The 16,285-nt window shown below is 62.9% G+C and carries 13 protein-coding genes; 3 read left to right on the top strand and 10 right to left on the bottom strand.

What is annotated here, in order from left to right; translation table 11 throughout:
• Positions 1–152 precede the first annotated feature (152 nt).
• The 10 genes from PMI07_RS11185 to PMI07_RS11140 form a co-directional block, all read right to left on the bottom strand.
• Positions 153–1,097, bottom strand: coding sequence for a D-2-hydroxyacid dehydrogenase (locus PMI07_RS11185; protein WP_007759275.1), 945 nt, complete (start codon positions 1,095–1,097; stop codon positions 153–155).
• 10 nt (positions 1,098–1,107) lie between these two features.
• Entirely contained in the window at positions 1,108–2,307 is a 1,200-nt protein-coding gene (locus PMI07_RS11180) for a M24 family metallopeptidase (RefSeq protein WP_007759278.1), read from the bottom strand.
• A gap of 50 nt (positions 2,308–2,357) precedes the next feature.
• Entirely contained in the window at positions 2,358–3,143 is a 786-nt protein-coding gene (locus PMI07_RS11175; RefSeq protein WP_007759279.1) for a class II aldolase/adducin family protein, read from the bottom strand.
• Positions 3,144–3,190: 47 nt separating this feature from the next.
• Positions 3,191–4,120 carry an ABC transporter substrate-binding protein gene (locus PMI07_RS33535; protein WP_245277125.1) on the bottom strand — a complete coding sequence of 310 codons (930 nt, stop codon included), beginning with the start codon at positions 4,118–4,120 and terminating at the stop codon, positions 3,191–3,193.
• Between the two features lie 668 nt (positions 4,121–4,788).
• Entirely contained in the window at positions 4,789–6,828 is a 2,040-nt protein-coding gene (locus tag PMI07_RS11165) for a tripartite tricarboxylate transporter permease (protein ID WP_245277124.1), read from the bottom strand.
• 51 nt (positions 6,829–6,879) lie between these two features.
• A complete protein-coding gene (locus PMI07_RS11160; protein WP_007759288.1) occupies positions 6,880–7,602 on the bottom strand; it encodes a class II aldolase/adducin family protein in 723 nt (240 codons plus the stop codon).
• A 53-nt stretch (positions 7,603–7,655) separates the two neighbouring features.
• The gene (locus PMI07_RS11155; RefSeq protein ID WP_007759297.1) at positions 7,656–8,702 is read right to left on the bottom strand and encodes a hypothetical protein; all 1,047 of its coding nucleotides are present in this window, start codon (positions 8,700–8,702) and stop codon (positions 7,656–7,658) included.
• 83 nt (positions 8,703–8,785) lie between these two features.
• Positions 8,786–9,742 carry an ABC transporter substrate-binding protein gene (locus PMI07_RS11150; protein WP_007759299.1) on the bottom strand — a complete coding sequence of 319 codons (957 nt, stop codon included), beginning with the start codon at positions 9,740–9,742 and terminating at the stop codon, positions 8,786–8,788.
• Positions 9,743–9,763: 21 nt separating this feature from the next.
• The gene (locus PMI07_RS11145; protein ID WP_007759301.1) at positions 9,764–11,422 is read right to left on the bottom strand and encodes an FAD-dependent monooxygenase; all 1,659 of its coding nucleotides are present in this window, start codon (positions 11,420–11,422) and stop codon (positions 9,764–9,766) included.
• A gap of 2 nt (positions 11,423–11,424) precedes the next feature.
• On the bottom strand, positions 11,425–12,438 hold the full coding sequence (locus tag PMI07_RS11140; RefSeq protein ID WP_007759303.1) for an amidohydrolase family protein: 1,014 nt from the start codon (positions 12,436–12,438) through the stop codon (positions 11,425–11,427).
• A gap of 131 nt (positions 12,439–12,569) precedes the next feature.
• Between PMI07_RS11140 and PMI07_RS11135 the strand changes: the two genes are divergently transcribed.
• From PMI07_RS11135 to PMI07_RS11125, 3 genes are all read left to right on the top strand, one after another.
• Positions 12,570–13,505, top strand: a complete 936-nt coding sequence (locus PMI07_RS11135) for a LysR family transcriptional regulator (RefSeq protein WP_007759305.1) — start codon at positions 12,570–12,572, stop codon at positions 13,503–13,505.
• Positions 13,506–13,616: 111 nt separating this feature from the next.
• Entirely contained in the window at positions 13,617–15,425 is a 1,809-nt protein-coding gene (locus tag PMI07_RS11130) for a thiamine pyrophosphate-binding protein (RefSeq protein ID WP_024163737.1), read from the top strand.
• 4 nt (positions 15,426–15,429) lie between these two features.
• Positions 15,430–16,284 (top strand): ABC transporter ATP-binding protein, encoded by an 855-nt coding sequence (locus PMI07_RS11125; RefSeq protein WP_007770168.1) that lies wholly within the window; start codon positions 15,430–15,432, stop codon positions 16,282–16,284.
• Position 16,285 lies beyond the last annotated feature (1 nt).

Genomic DNA, 16,285 nt, shown 5'->3' with positions numbered 1-16,285 from the left:
TGAAGTTCTTGGGTCCCGAAGGCATCCGCAACAGCATCCTGCTCGTTCGTCGCACAAACCTTTACGCCGTGCCCTTTCTGGCGCACGGCACGCCCCTCGGTCGTCATCCTCGGGCTTGACCCGAGGATCCAGGTGCGGGGCAACCCACGTATTTACCTGCGGTTTTCCCGATTGCTCATCAAATGAAAATCGCCGTTCCGGAAATGCGTCAGGTTCTGCGAGAACTGGGCGACGATGCCGGGCTCGGTCTCGTCGGAAAACCCGCCGAGATGGCCGGTGACGATCGTGTTCGGGGCGGTCCAGAGCGGATGGCCCTTCGGTAGCGGTTCTTCCACGAACGTATCGAGAGCCGCGCCGGCAATCTGCCCTGCAGTCAGCGCTTCAGCGAGTGCCGGCTCATCGATGATTGCGCCGCGGGCGAGGTTGACCAGGAAGGCGGTCGGCTTCATGGCGGCCAGGATCTTCGCGTCGATCAGGTTGCGCGTGTCGCGCTCCAGCGGCACCAGCAGCACGAGGAAATCCAGCGTTCCGGCCAGTTCCGCCAGTTCCTCGCGGCGGCGGACCTCGTCGAAACCGGCGATCGGCCGCTCGGTGCGCGAAAAGCCCAAGACCCGCATGCCGAACGCCTTGCAGCGCGGCGCGAAATCCTGGGCGATGGCACCGGTGCCGACCACGCCGACCGTCTTGCCCTTCAGCAATTGCGGCGGGAAACGCTTCCATTCCTGGCCGTCCTGCTGGCGAACCGATCGCACGAAATTGCGGGCCAGCGCCAGCATCATCAGGAAGGCCGCTTCCGACATCGGCGTGCCGTGGATGCCGCGCGTCGCGGTGACGATCACGTCGCGGTGGAGCGACGGTGCATCGACGAGGCCGTTGACGCCGGTGCCGAGCGAACTCACCCAGCGAAGCCGTTTCGCGCCGGCGAAGATGTCGCGGGGCAGGCCCCAGCTCATGAAGATCTCCGCATCGCCGATTTTCGCCTCCGCCTCGTCGAGGCTGGTGACATGGGTGATATCGAGTTCTGGATGGGCGGCGCGAAACAGGCCGGCCAGATGCGGATTGCCGCCCTTGCCGGGGAAGATCAGGACATTCGTCATGACAAGGGCCTCAGAGTTCAAAGATTTCGCGCGGCGTCCGGTGCAGCCGTTCGGCCGGACCGCTCGCATGGGTCAGGAAATTGTCGCAGACGGTGACGAAGACCCGCTCGTTGGCATAACGCGGATGGATGCCGATATTCATGTTCGGGCCGATCGCCATTCTTTCGTCCTGGCGGATCAGCGGCCGTTCGACGACGTCGTAGCCCTGGCTGTGGGCGAAGAGGCGGTCTTCCGGGGAGAAGCCCCGCGCCTGCATGTAATCGTTGTATTGCCTGAAGATCTCGGCGCAGTCGGCACCGTTCTGCAACAGGCCGACGGTGAAATCCTGCGCCTCGACCATGTCGCCCCAGCGATCGACAAGCTCCTGCGGCGCCTTGCCGAGCACATAGATGCGGCAGGCATGCACGAAATAACCGCCCGGCCCGGAGTTTTCCGGCTGGAACACGACGACGTCACCGTCCTGGATGACGCGGCCCTGCATCTGGCGCGGGTTCATGCCGACGGGCTCGCCGACGGGGGCGGAGCCGCCGAGGAAATAGCCGGACGCACCGCCCTGCAATGCGCCGTGGAACTGGCCGTGGGCCATCAGCTGGTAGTCGCGAAGGCCGGGTTGCAAGAATTCCGGCACCTTGGCGAAGATATCGTCCTGCATCCTGGCCGCGCGGCGCATCAGGTCGATCTCTTCCGGGCTCTTGTCGGCGCGCAGGTGATCGACGGCATCCGTCACATCGGTGAATTCGACATCGTCGAGCAGCTTGAAGAGCGCGTTGGCAAAACCCCAATACATCGTGCCCGGGCCAACCAGCCCGATCCTGCGCAAGCCCAGCCGGCGGACCTCCTTGGCGATGAGCTCCGCGTCATAGGCGTCGCAATAGGAGATGGCCGGGAAGGTTGGTGTCGAAAGCCGTCTGCCGGTGCCCGGCTGGGTCCGGTTGCGGCCACCAAAATCCGCCTCGCCGCCGAACGGGCCATGGCCGACCTTCACCATCAGCCCGTCCTTCGGGAAGATCGTCGTTTCGGGATAGGAACCGTAGAGAGCGCCGCCGGTGATCCAGCGGGAATAACCGCCGACGCCGTTCACGTGGTTGGCGCCCTGGGCCAGCAGCGCATCGACGCCGGCATCGCGGATGACCTCGCGCAGCGCCGTCCATCGGCGCTCCAGTTCGGTCTCCGAAACGGCGTCGGAAACGCGGTCGAGCGGTCTTACCATCGCTTGTTTTCCTCTCGTGGCTGGATGGCGGGCGCCGGGCGGCGGCGCCTTCAGGTATGGGCGACGCCGCAGGTGCAGGTGATGCGCAACGCCTGCGCCCGGTGTCCCTTCACGTTCGCCTCTTCCTTCCACAGCTCCCACTGACGGACGTAACCGTTGTTGCGCAGACTGTTGGCAAGTTCGGCCTCGTCGGGCTGCACGTAGGCGATCGGCCCGTCAAGCTGGCGGGCCTGCATCAGCAGTTCCGCGCCCTTTTCCGTGAAATAGGCACGGTAGACGGCCATGCCGATCGTCGGCGCCACGACCGCATTGCCGTGGCCGCGGATCAGTACGACGGTGCCGAGCCCGAGCTTTTCCGCCAGTGCCTTTCCGAGCATATTGTCGGAGATCAGGAGATTGCTGGCGCCGACCGTGTCCCGCGTGTCATAGACCGGCACCTCGGGCGACAGGAACGCACCGACATGCGAGACGGGCCGGAGCGGCGTGCGGCTGACGCTGAAGGGGATGATCGTCGGGGAATGGGTGTGCACGACCGACAGGACGTCGGGCCTCGCCCGGTAGATTTCACCATGGATGAACCGCTCGATCGAGGCGCTGCCGGCAGCCTCGTCGAGCGGTCTGGAATCGAGACCGAGGCGGATGATATCCGCCTCGGTCACAAGCGCCGGCGCCATGGAACGGGCCATCAGGAAGTGGTCCGCATTGTCGGGAGCGCGCATCGAGATATGGCCGAAGGCATCCACCAGTCCCAGCATGGCGAGCACGTGGTTTGCGGCCACGAGTTCCGCCACCGTCTCGCTCGAGCGAGAACCCTTCACATCTTCCGAACGCAGCATCGGCGACTTCCTGGCGGTTGACCGCATGAGATTTCCCGGCCTGGCCCTTACTGGAAGGCCAGGGTATCCGGGTTCGGCGGGTTCTTGAGCGCACCGCCGGCTTTGCCGACCGTGATCCAGATGTTGAAGTCCACCGGCTTGAAATCGAGGATGAAGCTCGGGGCGGAAGAGGAGACGAAGCCGTTATATTTCTTCTCGACCTCGGCAATCACTTCCGGATGCTGCTCGACATATTTCAGGGCCTCGACCATTGACGCATTGAACTTCTTGACGGTGTCACGGTTCTTTTCCGCCCACTGGCGGGTCGTGGTCCACACACCCATCAGCGCACCCGGCTCAACTTGCGCGATGTAGTTGGCGAGAAGCTCGCCCGCGCCGCCCGCCGTGGCCTTCGTCAGGAAGGGCTCGATGATCGCCATGGCATCGATGCTGCCGCCGCGCAGAGCATCGGCGCCGTTCGCCATCGGCACTTCGACGAACTGCATCTTCGACGTGTCGACGCCCTTCTGCTTCAGCCAGTAGATCAGCATCAGGTGCATGTTGCTGTTGATGCCCGAGACGGCGACCTTCTTGCCGGCCAGGTCCTGCGGCGATGTGATGCCGGATCCCTTGCGGGCGACGACGCCGACATCGGGATGATCCGGCGTCTCGCGCGCCACCGCGCCGAGCGCCACCAGATCGAGACCGTTCTGGTTTGCCTGCAGAATGGCGAGCGGCGAGGCATAACCGATGTCCATGCTGCCGGAGATCAGCGCGGCCGGATGGTCGGACGGCTTGTTCATGTTGGTGAGCGCGACATCGAGGCCGTTCTTCTCGAACATGCCCTTGTCCTTCGCCACGAACAGCAGGTCGAAATGCGAGCCCAAGAGATAGGCGACCTTCACCTTGGTCTGTGCCATGGCAGGAAGCGCCATGCCGAGGCAGATGATGGCCGCAAGCGGCAGGCGATGGAATAATCCGTTCAGGCGCATAGGCATGGTCTCCTCCCAGGATGCCGATTTGCATTCAGTGGGCATCGATTCCGCCGGACGGGCTTTCTGATGCGCAGCGCGTGACGCCGCCTGATCGAGGCCTCTTTTCCGGGCGGAGATCGAACCGCCTGTCGCATACAGGTTCCCGAGCGAGTGTCCGATTGCAATAGAAGGCCGTCAAATCGTTCACATTGCGGAAAAAGCCGTTGCCGTTGCCGGTGAGGACAACCGTAGGCACGCCGGATGGCCGCGGCAAAAGGGTTTGCCACGGTTGGGGGGTGGGATGGGCAGGCAGTCGGTATTGGGTATGGGATTGTCAGGCATTCCGCCTGCCCGATCGCCGCAGCGTTTCCAGAAGACCAGGTGCCGGAGGGTCCGAATTGCGACACCACTGTCTTCCGGCGGTTGGCGCCCTGACGGCGCTTCACCTGCCTTGAACGACCATCACCGGACGCCGGATTGCTCCCCTTGGAGAGACCGGTTCGCGACCCGGCTCCCTGCCCGATGACGTCGCCATTATGGAAGCGAACCGCAAGACGGGGACGGACCGCAGAAATTTCCACGGCCCGGCCCCTGAAACAGAACAGGAATTTCTTCCGCGCAGGGCGAATTCATCCCCGCCCCGCGCGACGATTGTTGCTGCTCCGGTGTCGGCACCACGCGACCGCTCCGTATCAGACGGCAGGAATGACGCGCAGTGCCGGAACCAGCTGGCCGAGAAGGCTCCCGGGCCAAAGCACGTGAAGCACGGTATCGAACACCACGTAGATCAGTACCGTCATCCCGACGGCTTGACCAAGGATCGGCTTCCAGTTCTCACGACCCTCGAACCACATGTAGAGAGCGGTAAAGATCGGGATCGTCAGAATGAAACCGACCGCAGCGATCAGGACGAGGAAAAGCACGAGGTAGAAGAAGAAGGTCGCGACCCTCAGCGCCAGCTCTTTCCGCGACATCTCTTCATAGCTCACCTGCATATCCATGTGGATCGTGTGGGATTGCAGTTCGCCGCGCTCTTCCCGGCTGGTGACGATCGTCCGCGAAAATATCTGGTTCAGCAGGCTGACCACCGCGAAGACGAGGCTCACCCCGCCAACGAAGAGAGGACCGACGGCCGCTCCGAAGGGCCATGCAAAGGCGGGCACGAACATGGCGACAAGCAGCGCAATGACGAAGACGTGCAGCAGGTCGGAGAAATGGAATTTCGGCCGGCCGAAATTGGCCGAGATGCCTTTCAGGCCGCCCATGGAGCGCCAGTGCTGGAACACCGGCTTCAGGATCAGCAGGATCGACAGCACCAGGAAAATCACCACGATCGGCCTCGAAAACCAGCCATAGCCATAACGCGTGGCGGTGATGAACATGTAACGCTCGATCAGCGCCCCCAGCACGAAGCCCAGGATGAAGGGTGGCCGCGGCCATTTGAGGAATTTCATGATCCAGCCGAGGATCGCGAACAGGATCAGCGTGTAGAGATCACCCCAGTCGCGCGTCGCCTGGTAGGAGCCGATGAACACGAAGGTGATGACGCCCGGCAGGATGACGGTGTAGCGCAGCAGCGCGATCTTGGCCAACTGGCCGCTGAAGGCAAAGCAGATGCCTGCACCGAGGATATTGGCGATGGCGATCGACCAGATCATCGAATAGGTGATGCTGAGGTTCTTCGTCAGCATGTCGGGGCCGGGGATCAGGCCGTGGATCAGGAACACGCCAAGCAGGATTGCCATAGAGGCCGAGCCGGGAACGCCAAACGCGATCGTGGGCACGAGCGAGCCGGCGGTGATGGCGTTGTTGGCGGATTCCGGCGCGATCACACCCCGCACGTCCCCCTTTCCGAAGGTTTCGTTGGCACCCTTCACCGTCTGCATCGCATGCCCGTAGGCGATCCAGTCGACGACCGACGCCCCGAGCCCGGGGATGGCTCCGACGGCCGCACCGATGCCGCTGCAGCGGACGATCAGCCACCAGTTGTTCAGCGCATCCTTCATTCCCTGAACCATGCCGCTGCGGACGTCGATCTTCGCGTCGGAGGCGATCGCCTGCCGTTTGATCGCCAGATCGGCGAGTTCCGGCAGCGCGAAGAGCCCGAGCACGACCGGAACGACCGGGAGGCCTTCCCAGAGATACAACGTGTCCAGCGTCCAGCGCAGCGTGCCGGTCTGCGGGTCGGAACCGATCATCGACAGCATGATGCCGAGACCGGCGGCGATCAGCCCCCGCAGCGGCGCGGTGCCGGATAGGATGGCGACCATGGAAATGCCGAAGATCGACAAGGCGAGAAGTTCCGGCGAGCCGAGATGCAGCATGAGCGGCCGAAGGACCGGAATGGTCAGCGCCAGGATGAGCGCGCCGAACAGGCCGCCGATCAGCGACGACGTGTAGGCGGCGCTGAGCGCCCGGCCTGCCTCTCCGCGTTTGGCCATGGGATTTCCGTCCATGACTGTCGCCTGCGCCCCGGCCGAGCCGGGCACGGCAAAGAGAACGGCCGGGATCGTGTCACTGGTGCCGGTGACTGCCGCCATGCCGAGCAGCATGGCAAAGGCGCTGTACGGATCCCTCGTATAGGTAAACGGCAGAAGCAGCGCCATTCCCGCCAGTCCGCCGATCCCCGGCACGATGCCGAGGAAGAGGCCCATCAACACGCCGCCGGCCAGAAGCAGCAGGCGCAAGGGATCCATCAGCACCGCAAATGCTTCGGCGGCGGCCGCCAACATGCTCGCTTCCATAAGATTTCCGTCTTCGCTGGAGTACCGGAGGACCGATCGTCAGGAGAGGTTCAAATTCCATTCCGGCGGAATGAGCCCGGCGGCCATCCCCCGTCGGACGTAGTAGTTCCAGAGCTTGTCGATGTGGAATTCACGCGGACTGTCGATCCCGGCGATTTCTTCCTCCGTCAGCGGGGCAGGCTCCCTGCCCGCCTGCAGCACCAGCATGTTGATGTCGAGGTTTTCCTTGAAGTGGACCGCATCGACGAAGAGCGCCGGCACGGATTCCGCCGCCATGACGATGCCATGCGCCCGGATCAGCGCCGCATTGTGGACCCCAAGCGTCTTCGCCAGCGCCCTTCCCTGCTCGACCCGCCGGATGAGCCGCGGATCGCTATGGGTCGGAATGCCGCTCGCGAAGACGAAGGCGCGCGCCCGCATGATGGAAAGCGGCGTATCCTTCATCATCGTGAAGGCGATCGCTTTTTCCGGATGGCTGTGCAGCACCGCGTTCACCTCGGGGCGGGCGCGCAGGATTTCCGTATGGAGGACGACTTCAAGCGGCGCCTTGCCCTCCCCCTCGACAACGTTCCCCTCAGGATCGACGACGAGGATGTGATCCGGCGCCAACTCCGCCCGGGAATGGGTCGCCGTCTGGATCAGGATATTCGGCGAACCCGGAATACGGGACGAGATATGGCCGCTGTAGTCGACGATCTCCTCCTGCACGAGCAGGCGGGTCGCCATGGCGATCTCCTGCGCAAGTCTTGCCTTGTCACTCATTGACGCTCTTCTCCCATGATGTCGCTGCGACCATTCTTCGTTCGGAGCGGGCGCTATTGGACCCCGATCAGCTTCGCAAGCTTGGCGCCCACGTCCTTCGGCGTGCTGACGATCTCGGTGACGATCTGCTCCAGCTGCTTGCCGCTGATCGGTTCGACGAGAAGCCCTTCTTTCTGCGCCGCAGCCAGGAATTCCGGATCCTTGACCATGGCATCGAAGGCCTTGCGCAATGCATCCAGACGCTCCGGCGGGACGTTCGGCGTGCTGAAGATCGGACGGCCGATGGTGGTCGGTGCGGAGATCAGGCGCAGCATCTGCTTGTCCTCGTCCTTGGCCGCGAAATCCATCAGCAGCGGCACGTTCGGCAATTCTTTCTCCCGCTGCAGCCCGACCTGGACGAGGATGTTGATCATCTTCTTGTCGACCCAGCCGAGCGGCTTGACCGAACCCCAGTTGACACTGCCGCGGCCATCCACTTCGCCGTTTTCCATCGCCATGTTGATGTCGTTGCCGCCTGGATATCCCATGATGATCTCGAACCTGGTGCCGAGAAGGTTGTTCATGATCAGTGGATATTGCGACGACGTCGAACCGCCGGTCGCCCCGATCGGCACCGCGATCTGGCGCGCCTTCTCGACATCGGTGACCTTCGACTTGTGCCAGGTGATGACGATGTTGTTCTCCATCGTCGGGCTGCCGACATAACCAAACTTGCCGGTGTCGATATCCCTGAGCGTCGAGTCGCCCATCACCTGCGCCAAGGCGAGCGACTGGTCGGCAGTGCCGATCACCGTGCCGTCCTGCGGGGCCTTGGCATAGAGAAACGCCGCCGCCGTGCGGCTGGAGGCGCCCGGCAGATTGCGCGGCACGATGGAGGGGTTGCCGGGAATATGTTTGCCGAGGAACCGGCCGACGAGGCGGGCATATTGGTCGTAACCGCCGCCCGGCGAATAACCGATGATGAGATCCATCGTCTTGCCGCGGTAGAAATTCGCGATTGCAGCATCGTCGGCGGTGGCCTTCGCTGGCGCGCCGGCGAAAAAACCGAAAGCGACGGCGATCGCCGCGGCGGCTCCGCTCAGTCTGGAATAGAGACCCATTTCCTTCCTCCCCTTTTCGCTGGCGGCTTTCAGGCCTCCTCCTCAGGATCCCGAAAGCCCGACTATTCGCACATGCAACTGCCTTATTTCTGAAGTTCCACGAGCTTGCCGAGCTGGTCCTGCGAAAGCGTCGCCTTCAGGTAGCCGAACTTGATCGCGTCCTTCATGATGTCGTCGGCACCGCTGAACTGCGCCGGTTCGATGGTCTTCTTGTCGCGGAATTCGTCGCGGATGCGTTTCGCCATTGCCGGGGAAACACCGGCGATCGCCGCATATTGCTTGAGGGCTTCCGGGTCCGAATACATCCAGTCGATCGTTTCGCGATAGGCCGTGAAGAAGCGTTTGAACACATCCGCCCTCTCCTTCATGACGTCGGGATTGGCGATCAGCACGCGCACCGTCTGGTTCTGGAATTCGGGTATGTCGCTTGCCCTCGCGACGACGCGGATGCGGCCGCCGTCGATCTCTTCGAGGCCGAAGGGCGGCGAGGCCCAGCCGACATCGACCTGTCCCGACATGACCTGGGTGAAGGTCGCGGCGGCCGCACCGGTCTTGGTTTCCTTGAAATCGATCTTGAAGCGCTGCTTGAAGGCGAGCACAACGCTGTTGGTCGAAGAGCCGGAGGTCGAATAGGACACCGTCTTGCCGGCCATCTCTTCCGGCTTCTTGATGGCGGAATCGGCGCGCACGTACCAGAACTGGTCGTTCGGTCCGGTCAGCGACGAACCGATGATGCGGATCGGCGCCCCTTGCGCGAAAGCCGCCATTGCACCCGCCGGGCCGATGCCGGCGCCGATATCGACGCTTCGCGATATCACCGCCTGCTGCGATTCAGCCCCGCCTTGAGTATAGAGCACATCGACATCCAGCCCATGTTTGGCGAAGATGCCGTGCTTCTGGCCGAGTTCCGGTATGGAATTCTCCCAGTTGCCCTGGTTGCCGACGGCAACGACAAACTTGTCGGCCGCAAGCGCATTGCCTGCCAGCCCGCAGAGCGCGAGCGACAGCATCAATCCGGAAAACCTACCTAACGCAAACATGTCATTCCTCCCTATCCATGTTCAACTGTTGATGGCCCGGCCAACGGGCGGAGCCTCCTGCGCGCTCCTTGCCGTGCCGTTGCCGGTAATCATGGCCGCAAGCGCCCCCACGTCATCGGGAAACGCATCGCCGCGCCAGGCAACGTGCATATCCGGTCGAAGAATGAGGTAGCTGCGTCCGTAGACCTTTTTGGCGGTCGCATCGTCGATGTCCAGTATGTCGATCGGCGCGCCTCGATTTCGCATGGCTTCCACAAAGGAATCGCCTGCCGTTGCGTTACCGTCCAGCCGAAGCAGCGTATAGCCGCTGCCGATCCGGTCCTGGATCGGCGTTCCGTCGGCAAGCCAGACATGCGGCAGACGCGCACCCGGCCAGGTCGTCGGCTGGTAGGCCATGTAATCATGCTCCGGCGGCGTGCCGTCCTCCTCGGTGATGATGGCGCTCGCCGCATATCGATAGCCGAGTTCCGCGCCGATCATCTCGTTGGTCTTGCGCTGCTCCCGGTCGGCGATCTCGACGAATTCCCGCTTCAGGGCCGAGCCTGCGGCCGTGTCCTCGTACATTTCCGGCCGGTACTGGGATCGCCATTTCCGTCGCCCCTGCGAGGCGAAGCGGGAAGCGGCCACGTTGTGCGCGCCGATCTGGCGACGTTCGACTTCATAGCTGTCGAGCAGCCCCTCGCCGCCCCAGCCCTGCAGCGTCGCCGCAAGCTTCCAGGAAATGTCGACCGCGTCACCGACCCCGGTATTCATGCCCAGCCCGCCCGTCGGGATGACGAGATGCGCCGCATCGCCGGCCAGGAACACGCGGCGGTCGCGATACCGGTCGGCGAGCATCAGGTTCTGCCGCCATTTGCCGGCATAAAGCATCTCGTATTTGACCGGCATGGCGACGACTTTTTCGAACATCGTCTTCATGTCCTCCGGCGTCTCCACCACCGAATGCAGCGTGAAGTGTTTCAGGTCGTCCTGGACGATCAGGAAGGTCGCCTTGTCGTCGGCGACGTGATAGTGCCGGCCCTTGGCGATCGGGATCTTTTCGAACAGTTCGTCGGAGCGGTAAAGCGCCTGCCACAGCTCCAGGAGATTGCTGTCGCCTTCGAGCTTGAAGCCGAGCTGCTTGCGCACGGTGCTGCCGCCGCCGTCGCAGCCGACCAGATATTTTGCGCTGACGCTGACTTCGTTGCCATCGCTGCGCTCGAAGCGGGCGATGACCTTATGCTTGTCCTGGGCAAAGTCGATCAGCCTGTGCCCGTAGGAAACGTCGATGCTGGCCAAGGTTTCGACGACCTCCTTGAGCAGCGGCTCCAGTGTGTATTGCGACACGAGCTGATAGGGTTCGAGCGGTTCCGAACCGTCATTGGTGGCCTTTATCCTGGCGCGCGCCTCATCCACCGACGGATAGGGAAGATGCAGCAGCGGCTCTTCCACCATCGTCTTCACCACAAAGACGTCCATCGGCATGTCGGACGGAAAACCGGCCGCCCTGATCTTTTCCGACACGCCGAGGCGGCGATAGATCTCCATCGTGCGGGCGTTGCAGCGCTCCATCTTCGGCAGGAACTGCGGCGCATCCTTCTGCTCGGTCAGCATGGCGGAAACGCCCCGGCGGCCGAGATCGAGCGCCAGCGTCAGTCCGACCGGCCCTGCTCCGACGATCAAAACATCGACGTCGGTCATGGTCACACCCGTTCAAGCCCGAACAGGGACTGCGCGTTCCTGAAGCTGATCTTCTCGCGATCCTCGTTCGACATGTCGATCGATTCCAGCACGGCGATCGTGTCGCGGATATAGCCTGGTCCCTTTTCCGGATCGAAGGGGCAATCGGACGCGAAGAGAACGCGGTCGGCGCCATAGAAATCGAGGCCGCAAAGGGTGGCCGGTCGCGAGCCGAACACGGCGGTATCGGCATAGAAATCCTTGAAATAGTCGAACGGGCGCTTCTTCAGCCTGCCGAGAACCTCGGTCAGGTCCTCGTCGGAGGTGCGCTTGCCGAGCTGGTCCCATCCCGGGCCGACGCGGCCCTCGAAATAGGGAACCATGGCGCCGAGATGGTGGGCGAGCACCTTGAGTTCCGGAAGCCGGTCCATGAGCCCCGAGAACACCAGGCGCGCCATGGCCGCGCTCGTCTCGTAGGGCCAGCCGAAGGTCCACCAGATCTCGTATCGCGACTTGTCCTCGGTCTTGTAGTCCGGCATGTCGGAGGCGCGGGACGGGTGCAGGAAGACCGGCTTGCCGTGTTTCGCAGCCGTCTCGAAGATCGGGAAAAAGCGCTCCTCGTCGAGCGGCGCGCCGTTGACGTTGGTGTGGATCTGCAGGCCATTGGCGCCGAGCCGGAACGCCCTTTCGGCTTCCCGTACAGAAGCATCGGGGTCGTTCATCGGCAGCGAAGCCAGGAAGCCCACGAAACGATCGGGGTAGCGGGCGACCAGATCTGCAAGACCGTCATTGCCGAGCTTCGCGTATTCCGCTGTTTCTAGAGGGGTGCCCAGCGATTCCAGCGGCGGCATGCCGAGCGACAGGACCTGGGTGTAGTCGTCGAAACGATCGACGACGCGCAGCCGCTCGTCGATATCGTAGATGGCGGGCACGCCGCGCATTCTCTTGCCGATGTCTTTGGCATTCCCTCCGGAGGACAACATCTTGTCCCACAGCTGTTTCGGAAAGAAGTGGTTGAAAGCATCGATATAGCGCATGAATATATTCCCATTTGAAGGATGCGCCGATCGTAGGAGCTGGTTTACGCCTCGCACAAATACCGTTTTTTGTAGCAAGGTATAAAAATCATCTATAGCTTGCCCTCGGACCAGATCGAGGGGAGGCGAGCTTGGACCTGAGGCAATTACGATATTTCAAGGCCGTCGCTTTGTCGGGCAGCTTCGTGGCGGCCTCGCGCGTCCTGCATATTTCCCAGCCGGCCATCGGCTATCAGATCAAGCAGCTCGAAGATGCGCTCGGCACCGAACTGCTGCTGCGCGGTGCACGCGGCGTGACGATGACGGAATCCGGCAAGGCGCTGCTGGGCCATGCCGAGGACGTCCTCAAAGCGGTCGAGCGGGCGCAAACCGCGATGGACGGCTTCCGCAACCAGCTGGTCGGCGACATCACGATCGGCGTGACCCCGACATCCGGCCGGGCGCTGGCGCCGGAACTCCTGAAGCTCGTCGCGGAGGAAACGCGGCTGCATGTCACCTTACGTCAGGGCATGAGCAACGAACTGCTGAGCGAGGTGATGTCCGGCCATCTGGATCTCGCCTTCTGCTACGATCCGCCATCGACCGAACGCATCCGCCTCGTGCCGCTCTACCGGGAACCGCTGATGGGGATCGGCGTGGAAGAACTGATCGGCGCCTCTTCCGATCCGATCGATTTCGACGAACTCGTGAAGCTGCCGCTGCTGCTCGACAACCGCTTTCAGACCATTCGTCAGGTCTTCGACCAGATCATCCTCGCCAAGAAACTTCCGCAGCCGGATATCATCGACCTGGAGCCGATCAACCTGAAGCGGGAGATGATCGTCCATCATCGCCGCTGCACGGTGGCCCCTTACGGGCTGTTCCTCGATGAAATCCAGCTGAATCGCGTACGGGCGCGGTTGATCTGCAATCCGGTGATCGTCCGCAACATGAAGCTCGCCATCCGCGCCGGCCTGCCGGATTCCTTCAGTTCCTATCTTCTTCGTTCGATCAAGACCACCGTCGCCCAGCGGATCAAGTGTGGCGATCTCGGATGGGAACCGGCGGAGCAGGAAGCCGAGCTATAAGTTCCTTGAATAGCTTCCGAAGAAAATCTGTATTTGCCGCGCTCTCGATCCCCCCATAGGTTCCCACAAGAGGAATGAGGACACTGGTTACCGCCGGTGCGAGGAGGAATTTTGGAGACTGTCGCCCTGTCGGGCCAGCAAACCACATTTGCCGTCGAGCAACCGGTCCGCTGGCCAGCCGATAACCGTCAATACGGAAGCGACGTCATCGCCGAGACGATCCGCGCCCTGGGCATCGAATTCGTCGCACTCACCCCTGGATCGAGTTTCCGCGGCCTGCACGACAGCCTGGTCAACTATCTCGGCAACGAGGAGCCTCGGCTTCTCGTCTGCCTGCATGAAGAACATGCGATCGCCATCGCGCATGGGTATGCGAAGGTCACCGGCCGGTTGATGGCCGCCGCCGTGCATGCCAATATCGGGCTCATGCATGCCAGCATGGCAATCTACAACGCCTGGTGCGACCGCGAACCGATGCTCGTCATCGGCGCCACGGGGCCGGTGGACGCGATGCGTCGCCGGCCATGGATCGACTGGATCCATACCTCTCGCGATCAGGGCGCACTCGTTCGCCCCTTCCTCAAATGGGACGACCAGCCGGCCTCAGCGGGTGCCGCCCGCGAAGCGCTCGTCCGCGCCGTCGGCATAGCCGAAACACTTCCAAAGGGGCCGGTCTACATCAATCTCGACAGCGAGATGCAGGAAGCCCTGCTGGATGCGCCGCTGCCGGATTTCGAGACACCACGCTATCGCTCGCCTGTCGATCAAGGCCCTTCCCTTCACGCCGTGCACGACGTCGCCGAGCGGCTGCGGAACGCAGGCAACGTCCTTTTCCTGATGGGGCGGGTTTCTCGCAGCGAGGCGGATTGGGCAAATCGTATCGAGCTTGCGGAACGCGTCGGCGCAAGAGTTGCAACCGATCTCAAGGTGGGCGCCGCCTTCCCGACCGACCACGGCCTGCACATGACGACGCCGTTCAAGTTCATGAACCCGGAACTTGCCGAAGCCATCAAGTCCGCCGACGTCATCGTCGCCTTCGAATGGGTTGATCTCGCCGGCACGCTGTCCGCGGCGCTGGGATACGGCAAGGCGGCGAGCGCCCATATGGTGCATGTCAGCCTCGACCACACGATCCACAATGGTTGGAGCCTGGATCATCAGGCGCTCGCCCCCGTCGACCTGCATGTCGCCTGCGCCCCGGACCTCTTTGTCAAAGCCCTGCTGCAGCAGGAATTGCCGGAGCGAAAACAGATTGCCGCCCGGAGCGAGCCAGGTTTTGCCGCATCGGCTGGTCCGCAGATCACCGTATCGGAACTCGGCAGGACTTTGAGAACCGCCGTCGGCGATCGCGATACCTGCCTCATCCGCCTGCCGCTCTCCTGGGATCCGCGTTCATGGCCGTTCCGGCATCCGCTCGACTATCTTGGCAGCGACGGCGGCGGTGGGCTGGCGAGCGGGCCGGGCATGGCCGTCGGCGGTGCTCTGGCACTCAAGGGAACCGGCCGCCTGCCGGTTGCCATCCTCGGCGACGGTGACTTCCTGATGGGCGGCACAGCAGTTTGGACGGCAGTCCATTACGACCTGCCGCTGCTCATCGTGATCGCCAACAACCAGTCCTACTACAATGACGAGATCCACCAGGAACGGGTCGCCCGCACTCGCGGCCGGCCGGTGGAAAACCGCTGGATCGGCCAGCGGCTCACCGATCCGCCAATCGATCTTTCCGCCTTCGTCGAAAGCCAGGGCGCGACCGGCTTCGGTCCGGTTACCGACCACGCCCAGCTCGAAAATGCCCTGAGACAGGCCATCGCGACGGTCGAGGCCGGCGGCGTCGCGGTGGTCGATGTCCGGGTGGCGCCCGGTTACGAAGGCGGAGCGGCGGCGAATTCGACCAATCCCAGTTCAGCCTCGAAAGGTTGAGGACATGAAGGTTGCAGCATCCATGAACCGGATCGACGTGAACGAGGTATCCAAGCCGGAGCCTGATCCCGTACTGGTCGTCGAGCGGGTATCGATGAAATTCAATCTGGGCGAGCAGAGCGTCACGGCGGTGGACGATGTCTCCTTCTCGGTTCGGCCCGGCGAGGTGTTTACCGTCATCGGGCCTTCCGGATGCGGCAAGTCCACCCTCTTCAACATCATCGGCGGGCTTCTCGGTCACTATGAGGGAGAGGTCAGGATCGACGGATCGAAGATCGCCGGCTCGCATGAATCGATCGGCATGGTCTTCCAGGAGGAATCGACCTTTCCCTGGCGCAACGTCATCGACAACGTCGCCTTCCCTCTGGAGCTCAAGGGGATGGGCAAGAGCGAGCGCCTCGACCGGGCGCGCCACTTCATCGACATGGTGGGGCTCTCCGGCTTCGAAAGACACATGCCGGCGCAGCTTTCCGGCGGCATGCGGCAGCGCGTCGCGATTGCCCGCACGCTTGCCTACGAACCGCGCATCCTCTTGATGGACGAACCATTCGCCGCGCTCGACGAACAGACCAAGCTGCTGCTCGGCGAAAAGGTGATGGAGATCCAGCAGCGGCTGAAGCAAACCACCCTGCTCATCACCCACAACCTCAGCGAGGCCGTGCAGCTTTCTGACCGCATCCTGATCATGACCTACCGCCCCGGTCGGGTAAAACGGATCCTCGACATCAAGCTCGACCGGCCGCGCACCGCCGACGTGGTGGGCAGCGAGGCCTTCGGCCGCTATGTCGCCGAAATCTGGGCCGATCTTCGCGAGGAAGCGACGCGCGGCATGTCGGATGCGGAAAGCGCGAGGCGGTAAC

The organism is Rhizobium sp. CF080 (genome assembly GCF_000282095.2).
GTDB lineage: Bacteria > Pseudomonadota > Alphaproteobacteria > Rhizobiales > Rhizobiaceae > Neorhizobium.
This window is presented reverse-complemented; position numbering and strand designations above follow the sequence as displayed.

Bases quoted from the DNA above. Each gene is read 5' to 3' on its own strand.
- PMI07_RS11185 (WP_007759275.1), bottom strand. From the start codon at position 1,097: ATGACGAATGTCCTGATCTTCCCCGGCAAGGGCGGCAATCCGCATCTG.
- PMI07_RS11180 (WP_007759278.1), bottom strand. From the start codon at position 2,307: ATGGTAAGACCGCTCGACCGCGTTTCCGACGCCGTTTCGGAGACCGAA.
- PMI07_RS11175 (WP_007759279.1), bottom strand. From the start codon at position 3,143: ATGCTGCGTTCGGAAGATGTGAAGGGTTCTCGCTCGAGCGAGACGGTG.
- PMI07_RS33535 (WP_245277125.1), bottom strand. From the start codon at position 4,120: ATGCCTATGCGCCTGAACGGATTATTCCATCGCCTGCCGCTTGCGGCC.
- PMI07_RS11165 (WP_245277124.1), bottom strand. From the start codon at position 6,828: ATGTTGGCGGCCGCCGCCGAAGCATTTGCGGTGCTGATGGATCCCTTG.
- PMI07_RS11160 (WP_007759288.1), bottom strand. From the start codon at position 7,602: ATGAGTGACAAGGCAAGACTTGCGCAGGAGATCGCCATGGCGACCCGC.
- PMI07_RS11155 (WP_007759297.1), bottom strand. From the start codon at position 8,702: ATGGGTCTCTATTCCAGACTGAGCGGAGCCGCCGCGGCGATCGCCGTC.
- PMI07_RS11150 (WP_007759299.1), bottom strand. From the start codon at position 9,742: ATGTTTGCGTTAGGTAGGTTTTCCGGATTGATGCTGTCGCTCGCGCTC.
- PMI07_RS11145 (WP_007759301.1), bottom strand. From the start codon at position 11,422: ATGACCGACGTCGATGTTTTGATCGTCGGAGCAGGGCCGGTCGGACTG.
- PMI07_RS11140 (WP_007759303.1), bottom strand. From the start codon at position 12,438: ATGCGCTATATCGATGCTTTCAACCACTTCTTTCCGAAACAGCTGTGG.
- PMI07_RS11125 (WP_007770168.1), top strand. From the start codon at position 15,430: ATGAAGGTTGCAGCATCCATGAACCGGATCGACGTGAACGAGGTATCC.